At 37.5% G+C, this 12,198-nt stretch carries 12 protein-coding genes; 10 read left to right on the top strand and 2 right to left on the bottom strand.

Going from position 1 to position 12,198, the window contains the following annotated elements; all coding sequences use genetic code 11:
• The first annotated feature begins 360 nt into the window (after nucleotides 1–360).
• From AC1DVK_RS13400 to AC1DVK_RS13390, 3 genes are all read left to right on the top strand, one after another.
• Nucleotides 361–1,353, top strand: coding sequence for a PTS sugar transporter subunit IIC (locus AC1DVK_RS13400; RefSeq protein WP_089363738.1), 993 nt, complete (start codon nucleotides 361–363; stop codon nucleotides 1,351–1,353).
• 110 nt (nucleotides 1,354–1,463) lie between these two features.
• Complete coding sequence (locus tag AC1DVK_RS13395) at nucleotides 1,464–2,663, top strand: class I SAM-dependent rRNA methyltransferase (protein WP_477626668.1); 1,200 nt, start codon at nucleotides 1,464–1,466, stop codon at nucleotides 2,661–2,663.
• Between the two features lie 122 nt (nucleotides 2,664–2,785).
• Nucleotides 2,786–2,929 carry a hypothetical protein gene (locus AC1DVK_RS13390; RefSeq protein WP_477626667.1) on the top strand — a complete coding sequence of 48 codons (144 nt, stop codon included), beginning with the start codon at nucleotides 2,786–2,788 and terminating at the stop codon, nucleotides 2,927–2,929.
• Nucleotides 2,930–3,516: 587 nt separating this feature from the next.
• On the opposite strand, the gene AC1DVK_RS13385 is transcribed toward AC1DVK_RS13390, so the two are convergent.
• A complete protein-coding gene (locus AC1DVK_RS13385; RefSeq protein WP_477626666.1) occupies nucleotides 3,517–3,753 on the bottom strand; it encodes a hypothetical protein in 237 nt (78 codons plus the stop codon).
• Between the two features lie 304 nt (nucleotides 3,754–4,057).
• Here AC1DVK_RS13385 and AC1DVK_RS13380 point away from each other — a divergent pair, with 304 nt between their 5' ends.
• Genes AC1DVK_RS13380 through AC1DVK_RS13370 form a run of 3 tightly spaced genes read left to right on the top strand, consistent with a single transcriptional unit; the run spans nucleotide 4,058 to nucleotide 7,651 of the window.
• Entirely contained in the window at nucleotides 4,058–6,133 is a 2,076-nt protein-coding gene (locus AC1DVK_RS13380; RefSeq protein ID WP_477626665.1) for a hypothetical protein, read from the top strand.
• 10 nt (nucleotides 6,134–6,143) lie between these two features.
• On the top strand, nucleotides 6,144–6,998 hold the full coding sequence (locus tag AC1DVK_RS13375; protein ID WP_477626664.1) for an ABC transporter ATP-binding protein: 855 nt from the start codon (nucleotides 6,144–6,146) through the stop codon (nucleotides 6,996–6,998).
• Nucleotides 6,995–7,651 carry a hypothetical protein gene (locus AC1DVK_RS13370; RefSeq protein ID WP_477626663.1) on the top strand — a complete coding sequence of 219 codons (657 nt, stop codon included), beginning with the start codon at nucleotides 6,995–6,997 and terminating at the stop codon, nucleotides 7,649–7,651. The genes AC1DVK_RS13375 and AC1DVK_RS13370 overlap by 4 nt, the downstream gene beginning before the upstream one ends.
• 466 nt (nucleotides 7,652–8,117) lie before the next feature.
• On the opposite strand, the gene AC1DVK_RS13365 is transcribed toward AC1DVK_RS13370, so the two are convergent.
• Entirely contained in the window at nucleotides 8,118–9,386 is a 1,269-nt protein-coding gene (locus tag AC1DVK_RS13365) for a dicarboxylate/amino acid:cation symporter (protein ID WP_410863829.1), read from the bottom strand.
• 161 nt (nucleotides 9,387–9,547) lie between these two features.
• On the opposite strand from AC1DVK_RS13365, the gene AC1DVK_RS13360 reads away from it, so the two are divergent.
• The 4 genes from AC1DVK_RS13360 to AC1DVK_RS13345 all read left to right on the top strand — a co-directional run.
• Nucleotides 9,548–10,354: an alpha/beta fold hydrolase gene (locus AC1DVK_RS13360; RefSeq protein WP_089363730.1), complete on the top strand. Its 807-nt coding sequence runs from the start codon at nucleotides 9,548–9,550 to the stop codon at nucleotides 10,352–10,354.
• Nucleotides 10,355–10,656: 302 nt separating this feature from the next.
• A complete protein-coding gene (locus tag AC1DVK_RS13355; RefSeq protein ID WP_477626662.1) occupies nucleotides 10,657–11,412 on the top strand; it encodes a threonine/serine exporter family protein in 756 nt (251 codons plus the stop codon).
• A 16-nt stretch (nucleotides 11,413–11,428) separates the two neighbouring features.
• On the top strand, nucleotides 11,429–11,878 hold the full coding sequence (locus AC1DVK_RS13350) for a threonine/serine exporter family protein (RefSeq protein WP_176431972.1): 450 nt from the start codon (nucleotides 11,429–11,431) through the stop codon (nucleotides 11,876–11,878).
• Between the two features lie 170 nt (nucleotides 11,879–12,048).
• The coding region (locus AC1DVK_RS13345; RefSeq protein ID WP_477626697.1) for a transposase at nucleotides 12,049–12,198 on the top strand (150 nt) is incomplete at its 3' end.

The raw sequence follows: 12,198 nt of genomic DNA, 5'->3' as shown, positions 1-12,198 counted from the left end.
CTAACTGTATGAAAATGTGATATATACCCCTTTTTGTAAGCGTTTTTATTTTATTAGAATAAAAACACTTCTTACATTATCAGAAAATTCGTGTTATTATACGAACAGACATTATAGGTAGCGGCGAAATAGATGAGTATTTAATAATATGAATTACTTCATATTATTATTCTCTTATTATGTTAGTGGGATTAATTTTGTGGAATTGTTTGAGCCTTGCTTGTGAACTTAGTAACAAGACACTAAAGTAAAAAAACTGGTGTACCCTTCCAAATAATAGGTTTTTTGTTAAGTTGAATATTCTGATAATTTATAAGGAGTGGAGATAAAGTGAGCAGGAAAGAATACATCAGCGATCGAATGTACAAGGCTTCAACAGGGATAGCCAACGCAGTTTTGGTAACATTAGGAATCGGGTTATTGTTTGAATCGATAGGGGGATATTTAGATTGGGAGGTCCTCCTGGCAATAGGGGGTGCCGCAAAGGTCTTGCTAGCCCCAGCTTTAGGAGCAGGTATCGCCTATCAGCTTGGAGGTAATTCATTAATTATCTTTAGCGCCATGGCCTCAAGTGCAGTTGGCGGTGCTGCCATCAACAGAACTGCTGAGGGTGCCTTCACGATTGTTACGGGTCAGCCACTAAGTGCCGTTCTGGCAGCCTTAATTGCAACTTATGTAGGTAAGCGCCTAATAGGCAAAACAAAGTTGGATATCATGGCCATCCCATTGGCTGCTGTTCTTGTCGGTGGGGTTTCTGGATATGGTCTAGCACTTGTTACGACACCGTTCCTGACATGGTTAAGCAGTCAAATTACAGCTCAGGTTGAAGGTTCTCCATTAATTGGTTCCATGGTCATTGCATTGGTATGGAGCATTTTATTGATGACACCGGCTTCTTCCGCTGCTCTTGCTATTGCCCTACAGTTAGATCCTGTTTCAAGCGCGGCTGCTTTAATCGGATGTACCGTTCAATTTGTTGGATTCACTGTCATGTCTTATAAAGATAATGATATGGGTGGATTCCTTGCACAGATGGTGGTTACGCCGAAAGTTCAATTTCCTAACTTAATCAAAAAACCATTATATGTCGTCCCGCCATTTGTAGCGGCAATCATTTGTGCTCCTATCGCTACGTTGGCATTCGATTTCCAAGTACCGTATGAGCTTGGGGGGATGGGCTTAAGTTCATTGATTGCCCCGATTGCTATCATTACGGGTCAAGGGTTGTACACGTTCCTGGTTTATGTGGCAGTGGGCATGGTCTTGCCAGCTGTGATCACCCTTGCCTTACATCGAGTATTGAAGATGATGGGTAAAGTAAAACCGGGAGATCTTCATTTAGAAGTATCATAATCAAAGATTTTGGAGAAACGAGCCTTGTGACGGAACAAGGCTCGTTTTTATTTATAAAGGGATTAGGGTAAAATGGGGAAGAAAGCAATTGCAAAGATAGGATGATATATATGGGAAAAGAAATAGATATAAAAGTGAAAGCTAAGTTCGTAAGTAAAATCGGCAAGGGCTTTCCCTTGATTGTTAAAGAGTCGATAGCCAACCATAATGATCTTCAGGAAGAGGGATCATTAGTGCGTTTGGTGGATGAGAATAACCGTTTTCTAGCAAAAGGTTATTATGGTAAACAAAACAAAGGCTATGGCTGGGTATTGACCCGAAGAGAAAATGAAAAAATTGATCAAACCTTTTTTAATGGCAAAATCCGAGCGGCATATGAATTCCGAAAGTCTTTTTTTGAAGATACGGAGACTACAGCGTTCCGCTTGTTTAATGGGGAAGGTGATGGAATTGGCGGTTTAATCATCGATCATTATGATGGTCACTATGTCATTAGCTGGTACAGCAAAGGGATTTATTCATTTAAAGACTATATCATTAAGGCACTGCAGAATACGGTCGAGGTAAAGTCGCTTTATCAGAAGAAACGATTTGATACGAAGGGGCAATATGTAGAAGAAGACGACTTTGTCATGGGTGAACAGCCGGCATTTCCGCTTCTTGTAAAGGAGAATGGAGTTCATTTCGCTGTCTATCTGAATGATGGGGCAATGGTCGGTGTCTTCCTTGATCAACGCGATGTCAGAAGGAAAATCCGGGATGAATACGCAAAAGGGAAAACGGTGTTGAATATGTTCTCCTACACTGGGGCATTTTCCGTGTTTGCCGCTTTAGGCGGTGCCGTTAAAACAACTAGTGTCGACCTGGCGAATCGCAGTTTACCAAAGACGATCGAGMAGTTCAGTGTGAATGGAATAGATCCTGAAGCTCAAAATATCGTGGTGATGGACGTATTTAAGTATTTTAAATATGCAGTGAAGAAGGCTTTGAAATTTGAAATGGTCATCCTTGACCCACCCAGCTTTGCCAAGTCAAAGAAGTTTACTTTCAGCGCCGGAAAAGACTATACGAATCTATTGAAGGATACCATTTCCATTACGGAAGACAATGGCATCATTATCGCATCAACTAATTGCAGTACGTTTGACATGAAGAAATTCAAGAGCTTCATTGATGTTGCCTTCAGGGAGATGAATGGGAAATATGAGCTCATGGAAGAATTCTCATTGCCGGCTGATTTTAAAGCAAGTACGGAATATAAGGAAGGAAATTATTTAAAAGTAGTCTTCATTAAAAAAATTAAAGGATAAGGAAAGGCGTCCACAGTTCCATTAGAGCTGTGAATGCCTTTTTTCATGAGAATGTTTCATGTGGAACGAACGGATATTCGGATTTACTGGATAGGCCCTTCACTTTTCAACCCTTTCGATAAATGGAAAGAAGGCTTCATACGAATGCTGTAAGCCATGAAAAATTGAGCTGCATAGTAGGTGAGCATGATCAACGGACCAGAAAAGGCAACATCAATGAGTCGGAGATTACAAACCCCTTTAAACTTAAGGAAATCGAATATTAAAGAAACAAGTCGAGCTTGAAATGCGCTCCAAACGGCTACAAGGCTTGTGAGAATTAATAAAGAGAACGGAAATAAAGTGGTCCCTCTTGAATCAATCCAGAAAACGCTGAATAACCGTAAAGAAGAAATTCAAAGGCTCCATGGTGAATTGGATTGTGTAAATCAGCACCGATCACGGTTAGCGTGCTGAAGGCTACCTTGAAAAAACATCATGCCATTGTTGAAAAAATCGAGAATAATCCTTTCTTGAAAGGGAAAATGCTTGTTTCAAAACTCGGCTAAACAAGAGTATGACCAAGCTATTTCTGCACGTGAAAACTACCAAGATTCGATGAAAAAAGAAGGCATTTCTAGAAGAACAGACTTTGAAAAATAGTTTAATACTTTAGGAAAAATGGAAGCCAGAGTTCCTGAATTTAATAACCAGATTCATATCCCAAGAAATAGATTTTGTCCTAATAAGGCCATTATGAAGGGCATTGAACAGGCAGAAAGGAATAAAAAAATGACAGCTACCTAGAATGGTAGCTGTCATTTTTTAAAATTAATTAAGTAAAAGAATAATACCTATTAATCAATCTTTAAAATTAAATAGAAATTATTATGCAAGAAAGTACTAACTTAGGTATTATCTGGCCCAAGACAGAAGTTTCTCCACTTGCATTATATGCTCCATCACCAGTTACTTTTGCTTTTACATAGTATTTTCCATTACCATGAGAAGCATTTCTAGAAAAATCATCCCCAGCATACAGGGTAGCTGAGTTAATAGTAAGATCAAGTTGATAATCTCTTACTTTCTTAGCGTATGAAACACAAGTCACTTTTCCAAAATTTTTCTCCAGTATGGCCTATGTTAGTAGCAGAAATCCTTTTGCCTGTTGGGGATATATTACTGCCACCTACATGAACAGATGAAGTAGCAGCATAAGCAGTTGCAGTACTTATTGCACGTACTATAGCTAAAGAACATACCATTTTTGTTATTTTTTTTATATTCTTACACCTCCAAACTATACTTTATATCGAAAAATACCAAATTTAAACATTTAATTTACTTATTTTTCAATATATGTTTTAATTGTACATTGTCTCTTTATTTAACTAGTTTGAAAGGGTGAAAGACAATTGAAACTAATAAATTGTTATACATTTTATCTTAGAATTTTAGCCCGTACATGGGTTGTTCCTATATTATTCTTAGGTATTCTTATTTACGGATCATTTTTATTTTTCGTTTATAGCTCATTAAATGATCCTCAGTCAGTAGTATTTGCTAATCCTGTAGTTTTAGCTCTCATGGTTTGCTATTTATTCATTGGCATATATTTAGCTAAAATTGATGAAAAAGAAGAAATTTATGAAACTTTTAGCATTATAAAGAATGCAGTCTTATATAAGACACTTGCAAAATGGTTACTCATTCTTAGTTCAGTAGTGTTAATTACTGTATTGTTATTTGCTGTTTATCTATACTTATTTTTCACAAAAGATTTTAACAATAAAACGTATTTCTTATCGGTGTTAAAATATATTTGGTTATATTGGGGATTGTCCTCTTTCATAATGTTCTTGTTAGGAAATTTATTATCTCTTTGGATAAGAGGAAAGTTCGTTTATTTAATAGCACTTACTATCTACGTTTTCACGATGCCTTTGAATTACGTTGTGTTTAATACAGAAGGAGAGGTCCCTTCCAAATTTAGAATTGATAAAATTCTAAACTTGGGAGAACCTAACATGACCAGAGCTTATAATAGTTTATACGGTTTCTCATTAGATACCATTCATTGGGATAAGAAGCTGTTAATCATTTCATTGTTAACCATTCTATTCTTATTAACATGGAAGAAGAGAAAGATAATATCTAAATCACAATTGAACTATTCTATAATACCTATGCTAGTTATCTTAGTAGGTTCCGTTGCGTATGTACTACAGCCACTTCAGGTTCTTTCCGATGATGACGATGCAACAAATCGATATTATAGAGAACATAAGATATCAGTAAATGATTCATTTGGGGATCCTATTAGTTTTAAAAAATACGATATTGAGTTAAGTACTAAAACTAATCTCAATGTTTCAGTTAAAATACAAGCAATTAGCACAGCTACAAAAGATATTAAACAAATTAAACTTGGCTTATTCCATGAGTTACATATTCATCAAGTAAAGATGGATGGGAAAGAGATTAAATTTAAACAAAAAAATGACTCGGTCACTTTATATTTTGAAGACAATACTTGGAAACCTAATGACAATAGAATACTAGAATTTAACTATGAAGGATTACAATCCAATCTCTACTTTGGAAATTCTCAAGCTGTTTATCTACCAAATTATATGCCTTGGTTACCAAGCGAAAATTCCCTTCCAGCTTTTGAGATTATAACGAAATACCATTTCATACACCGAGTACCTCATCAACCTAACGACAAGAAAGAATATCATCTTAAGGTAAAAGGTGCAAAAGAATTATATACAAATTTAACAAAAACAGAAGAAGGAACTTGGGAAGGAATTTCCACCGATGGTATCTCTTTATTATCTGGGCAATTATCATCTAAGATTGATAATAATGTGACATATATCTTCCCTAATACTTGGGAATCACAATTTGAGCATACAGATAGCATTTACAACTATTTAAACGATGTTGCAAAGGTGATGAAAACTACATTAAAGGATGATCATCTCACTGTTCCTCGTACCATTTATTTTGTTCCAAATCAAAACATAAGTGATGGTATGCCAGGAGAAGGTACTTGGTGGAATAATGACTATTTAATTTGGGGATTCAGTCATATAGAATATCCTTTTGATCCATTCTTTACAGTTAATCATCTAGGAGACTTTACTCCTCAGTTAGTATTAGCAAAAACTAAAGTATCATCTCATAAAGAAGATTTTGAATTTAATATTTTATTCTCAAATGTATATGGGAGAGCTCTAAATAATACCCTTCAACTTCCTAATGAGGGCGTAGAGTCTTCTTCTTTAGATTATCTCATTAGATATGCAATAGGAGAAAATCAAGCTAAACAAAAAGTAAAAGAGCAAGTCAACATATGGCTAAAAAACAAGGATTCATTGAATCCTGAAAGCTCAGTATATAAAGAATGGTATTCTTTAATTCAACATCCAACTTCTCAAAAATGGAATAAATTATATGACGTTCTAAAAGAAGAAAATTCAAAATGAGGAGAACATTATGGAACGCATTTGCTTAAAAGAAGTCAATAAATCTTATCAAAATAAACAGGTTCTGAAAAACCTAACATTTGATATCCAAGGTTCTTTCGGACTACTAGGACCAAATGGTGCCGGCAAAACTACATTGATGAGAATTTTAACAACTTTAGTGCCAGCTGATAGTGGAGAAATTAAAATGAATGACGATCTTTCGTGGAATGATCAAAATGTAGTTCGTTCTTATATCGGTTATTTACCTCAACATTTCTCTTTATATAAAAATGTAACAGTAGTGGAGTGCTTACTCCACTTAGCTGTCCTAAAGGGGATCGAAAAATCAAAAGCAAAAAAAGAGATTGATTTACTCCTTCAAGAAGTGAATCTACAAGAGCATAAGAAAAAGAAAATTAAGCAACTCTCCGGAGGAATGCTTAGGCGTGTCGGAATTGCTCAAGCTTTACTCGGAAACCCTCCCCTATTAATTGTTGATGAGCCTACTGTAGGACTAGACATCGAAGAACGTGTACGTTTTCGAAATTTATTAAGAAAATTAGGGAGAAATCGAACTATATTAATCTCTACTCATATAGTTGAAGATGTAGAAATGACATGTGACTATATCGGAATCTTAAAACAGGGAGAAATCATCTTTACAGGAAAAAAAGAAGACTTAAAGGCAATAGTTAAAGGGAAAATTAAGGAAGAGCTTCTAACTATGGAAGAGGCAGATTCTATTCAGAATCAAGTAATTTCTCTTAAGCAACAAGACGATAAGTGCCTTGTACGCTACTTTATAGAAGAACAGGAGGAACAAACGGAAGTTTCCCCTACTATTGAAGATGCTTACTTGTATCTCACTAGGAGAGGGGAATGACAGTGAACTCTGCTAAAAAGTTAGATCTGCAGTTTGAAATTAAATCTATGGGTGTATCTTTTTATGCACCTTTATTTGTTATCTTATTGGGGATTATCTACGTTAGCTTCTCTTCAAGTGTAGATGTGATTAGACACACGTCAAATATAATTGAATTTGTTATTTGTCCCTTTGCAGCATGGTGGTCTATGTATTTATTCTTCGATTATTATGAAGATCGAGCATCTGAGGTGCTCTTTAGCTATCCACTATCATCGTTCTTTCACGGAATCATAAGAGTAACAAGCTTTTTTATTTTCTTTCTAATAGGGTTCTTTATACTTCTCGTTACTATTACATTACAGTATCCAGATATTTCTCTAATGGATATATCCATTATATATATACCCCAAACTATATTATATAGTTACTTAGGTTTCACTCTCATGGTGTTGTCTAGAAATATCATTTTCCCTTTACTATTGATAGTAGGGTATATAGCAATGAAGTATTGGACACTGGGAAGTAATCTATTCCCAGTATATAATGTCATGTCTTTCTCTTTTGATATGGAAGTATCTTCCAAAATAACTAGCTTATCTATACAAAATATTGTGATAGGTATCATTCTAGCTACTATAGGACATGTTATCCTATTTAAACGTAAGATATAAGTTCTCACTTTAGAATATATGTAGAAAAAAGAACGAACACTTTAATACCACAAGGTTCGTTCTTTTTCTATATGGCGATATATATATCGCGGATTTTTTGCGTTTTCCCTTCCTTGACCCGGGGAATCTTGTGTTGTTAAGGTCCAGGATCTGCTTCTTGGTGAGCTTGAGTATGTCCCCTAAACGCAGGCCGATCTCGCAGCCTACGACAAACAGGATGTAATTGCGCGCTCCGAACAATGGCGCTCAACGCCCATTTCATATCGTCTAACTGCTGCTGATTACGGATCGGTTGTAACATCTTTTGGCTGCGTTATCTTCATTCACTTCTATTCAAAAATCCGGATTCAAAAACCTTGTGTACCAACGATTGGAATGTACGATTTTTATTCTAATTTCATTATAAAGAGAAAAAATGAAAAAACTGACTCTTGGTTAACCAGGAGTCAGTTCTTATATCTTAAAATCATACCGCCGAATTTTCTTTAATGAATGCTCGTTTCAACCAGTTTTTCCCTTCAACAAGCCGCGTGACAAGCATGGCACAAACCGTGTTTCCTGTTGAGTTAAGCAGTGTAGCAGGAGCATCGATAATCGTGGATATAACCGCAATGATCGGCAGAACTTCAACAGGAAAGCCGAATACACTAAGAATCAGCATTTCCCCAATCATGCCGCCCCCAGGAATGGCGCCCATAACGGCTCCAACCAAAAAGGCAACAGCAAGTATACTTAAAATGCTTGAAATGCTTGTCATATCCTTTCCAAATAAGCTGAATAGGAAAACGATTTTCAATACCCCTCCGAATACAGAACCATCTTTATGAGTGTTGGCTCCGAGTGGGATGACAGTCTCCGCTATATCCCTTGGCACGCCCATTTTCTTGACCGATTCCAGATTGACTGGAATGGACGCGGCACTGGAACAAGTTGCGATGGCTGTAATGGAAGGTGCCAGGGCATTTTTCCAAAATAGGTTAACTCCATCTTTCCCACCTGCGATAAAGGCATACAAAGTGAAGAAGCCAAAATAATAAATCAAAGCTAAAACTAGATAAAGAATGAAAGTGCGAGCATAGCCTTCTAAAATCTGCGGCCCAAGCTGCCCGATGATCGCAGCAAAATAAGCACCAAGTCCAATTGGAGCATAGTACATGACGATTTTAACGACTTTCATCATGACAGCTGTACCCGCTGTCAAAAACTCAGTAATCGGTCTTGCCTTCTCACCGACCAATGCAGTGGAAAGTCCGATTAATACTGAGAAAACGATAAGCTGAAGCATATTGCTTCTGGATAACAGTTCTGGGAAATCAGATACGGTTACTGTGTTGACCAGTTGACTGAAGAAAGAAACTTTCTCGATGTGCTCTTCAGAGGAACTGTTTTCCATCAGTTCTTTAATGGCTGTCGTATCTGTGCCTTCCAAGGGATTGATGATGGTTGTCCCAATAAACCCAATGACGGCAGCTAAAGCGGCAGTTGTCAGGAAGACGACAACGATACTGCCCATGATTTTCCCGAGACGCTTCATTCCGCTCATATTGGCAATCGCTGAAGCAATGCTGAAAAATACCAATGGCACGATGATCGTAAACATAAGATTTAGAAATAAGTCCCCTAGCGGCTGTATGACCGAGGTTTTCTCACCGAAAACGACGCCCGCTATCCCACCGATAATAATGGCAGTGAGCAGTATTAAGGAGGATCGATAGTTTTTGATAAAACTCTTCATAAAAATTCCGTCCTTTCAGGATGAAGATACAATAAAAATATACTTCATTATCAACTCTAAGATGATGTTTGACAATATATTTTTATAGGAAGGAATGTTAAAAGATGAAACGCAATAAATAATAGGGAATGGATTTGAAAATATCGTGAAGGAGGGATGGAATGGCATTTATTGAGGTGGAAGAAGGCGTTCGGTTGTTTTATGAAGAAAAGGGCCAGGGGAGACCAATTATTTTTATCCATGGTGTGTGGATGAGCAGCCGGTTCTTTAGAAGGCAAGTTCCGTACTTTTCAGAAAAGTATAGAACGATCTTACTTGATTTAAGAAGCCATGGCCAGTCAAATCATGTTCATTACGGGAATACAGTCTCCGCTTATGCAAAAGATCTTCATGCGTTCATTGGTAAACTGGGATTACAGGATGTCATACTCGTAGGCTGGTCCATGGGGGCTTTTGTCGTCTGGGATTATCTCAAGCAATTCGGTGAGGGAAATATTCATTCAACTGTGATTGTCGATGAATTGGCCTCTGATTTTAAGTGGCCCGACTTTAATATTGGCGCATTTGATATGGACACGTTGATTGCCTTCATGACTGAAATTCAAACGAACCGTTCCCCATTTTTACAAAGCTTCCTTGCCTCCATGTTTAAAAATGAATTATCTGTAGCGGATGCAAGCTGGATGCTCGGGGAAGTGACCAAAATGCCAGAATCCATTGCCAGTGCCATTCTATTTGATCAATCGATTGTCGACTATCGTGAATTCTTGCCAAAAATCAATGTTCCCACACTTCTCTGTTTTGGAAGGCTTGAAAAAGTCATCCCGGTAGCTGCAGGGGAACATTTGCATAAAAACATTCCGAATTCCGAACTAGTAATCTTTGAAGATAGTTGCCATTGTCCATTCATTGAAGAAAGCGACTTGTTTAATGAAACCGTAGATGGCTTTATACAAAAAGGAGTGTGAAGGTACAGGATATATTGGATGATTACAGTATATTATAAAGGGATGCAGGCCCCGTGTCTGCATTCATTTTTTATTATAAATACTTCACATACTATTGCATTTTTCTATTAACCAAGCGGTTTCAGCAAGAAATAAAGGGAATAATGGTACTAAGGTTGTATGTACCGCAATTAGATGGTGTTGATAAATTAAATTGGTAATATTTTTATATCCTTTTCAGAGGAATTGGGCTATTATGAGGTGGATTTAAACTGGTAAGATCGTTTATCTGTTATTACGCAGAAAGTGATGGAGAGGATAAAATGGAAGATCAGTTACCGTACAATGAAATTATAGATGTATGTTTACTAGCGGGAAAAATCATGCTTCAGAACGGAGCGGAAACATCAAGGGTGGAAGATACGATGGTTAGAATTGCTGCAGCGTATGGATGCGGTGACTCCCACAGTTTTTCAACCCCCACAGGAATTATTTTTTCGCTGGATGGAATGCACCCAGCCTCCAAATTAATTCGAGTTTCCCAACGATCTACAGATTTACATAAGGTAACGCTTGTTAACAGTATATCCCGAAGCATTTCCAGCAAGGAAATGTCACCAGGGGAAGCCTATTTACGGTTAAAGGAAATCGAAAAGGCCGGGATGGGGTATCCCATGTGGGGTCAGGTTTTTGCTGCATTTATAGCGAGCGGCTGTTTTTTAATCATGTTCCAAGGACAGTGGAATGATTTCATCTGGTCCTGTATAGCTGGAGGAATGGGATTCTCTTGCCTGCTTTATTTGCACTGGTTACTGGAAGTTCGTTTTTTTGCTGAATTTATAGCTTCTTTAGTTGTAGGTTTAGTGGCTATGTTCTTTGTCCATATTGGGGTTGGAAGTCATTTGGACACGATAATCATTGGAGCGGTGATGCCGCTTGTGCCAGGGCTGTTAATTACTAATGCAGCCAGGGATTTAATTGCAGGGCATTTAGTTTCGGGTCTATCCAAGGGTGCGGATGCAGGTTTGACTGCATTAGCCATTGGGGCAGGAATATCGGCTGCGTTTGTTTTCTTATGATTTTAGAGGGGGAAGAATGATGTTTGCACAGCTTATTACAAGTTTCATTGCCTCAGCCGCCTTTGGAGTGATCTTCAATGTACCGAAAAATTCATTGTTTCAATGTGGTTGCGTAGGGATGTTAGGGTGGGTCTTATACTTCTTTTTGGTTAAAAATGAGATAAACAGCATTATGGCAACATTAGCGGCTGCATTTATCGTTGCGGTTATCAGCCAGTATTTTGCTAAAAGGTATAAAACCCCGATCACAATTTTTAATGTATCGGGAATCATCCCCCTCGTGCCAGGAGGCTTGTCATATGATGCGATGAAGCATTTTGTCGTAAATGATTTTAATGTCGCCGTTCAATTGGCCGCCAAGGCTTTCATGCTGGCTGGTGCGATAGCAATGGGGCTGATCTTTGCAGAAGTCATGAACCAGCTAGTAACGAAATACAATAGAAGGAAGATAAGATTGAGAAGTTAGATGAATTGTAAAGGAATCTACTTTTATTTTCCTTACTGATTTTGAAAATTTTCAACCTAAATAAAAGAGAAAGGAGAACAGGTGAATGGTATTATCCCCTACAGGTAGACAGAGTAAAAAGAGAGCATGATAAAATGTTCTTAACAGTCTATCTGAGAGGGGATTTTTCTATGGCAAAAAAGGGGCAAACGTTTCAAACATATACAGAAGAATTAAAGCGAGAAGTTGTTCGTTTGAAGTTGGAGGAAGGCTGGTCATATCGTCGGCTTCGTGAGCGATTTGGTATCAAAAGTGATGCACAAATAGCGAATTGGGTAAAG

The organism is Peribacillus sp. P4_B1, from assembly GCF_056402395.1.
The sequence above is the reverse complement of the archived record's forward strand: the minus strand, read 5'-3'. Positions and strand labels throughout refer to the sequence as shown.

What these genes read in the sequence shown, in the direction of transcription:
- AC1DVK_RS13400 (WP_089363738.1), top strand. Translation starts at nt 361, where the DNA reads ATGTACAAGGCTTCAACAGGGATAGCCAACGCAGTTTTGGTAACATTA.
- AC1DVK_RS13350 (WP_176431972.1), top strand. Translation starts at nt 11,429, where the DNA reads ATGATGTTTGCACAGCTTATTACAAGTTTCATTGCCTCAGCCGCCTTT.
- AC1DVK_RS13375 (WP_477626664.1), top strand. Translation starts at nt 6,144, where the DNA reads ATGGAACGCATTTGCTTAAAAGAAGTCAATAAATCTTATCAAAATAAA.
- AC1DVK_RS13355 (WP_477626662.1), top strand. Translation starts at nt 10,657, where the DNA reads ATGGAAGATCAGTTACCGTACAATGAAATTATAGATGTATGTTTACTA.
- AC1DVK_RS13370 (WP_477626663.1), top strand. Translation starts at nt 6,995, where the DNA reads ATGACAGTGAACTCTGCTAAAAAGTTAGATCTGCAGTTTGAAATTAAA.
- AC1DVK_RS13360 (WP_089363730.1), top strand. Translation starts at nt 9,548, where the DNA reads ATGGCATTTATTGAGGTGGAAGAAGGCGTTCGGTTGTTTTATGAAGAA.
- AC1DVK_RS13365 (WP_410863829.1), bottom strand. Translation starts at nt 9,386, where the DNA reads ATGAAGAGTTTTATCAAAAACTATCGATCCTCCTTAATACTGCTCACT.
- AC1DVK_RS13390 (WP_477626667.1), top strand. Translation starts at nt 2,786, where the DNA reads ATGGAAAGAAGGCTTCATACGAATGCTGTAAGCCATGAAAAATTGAGC.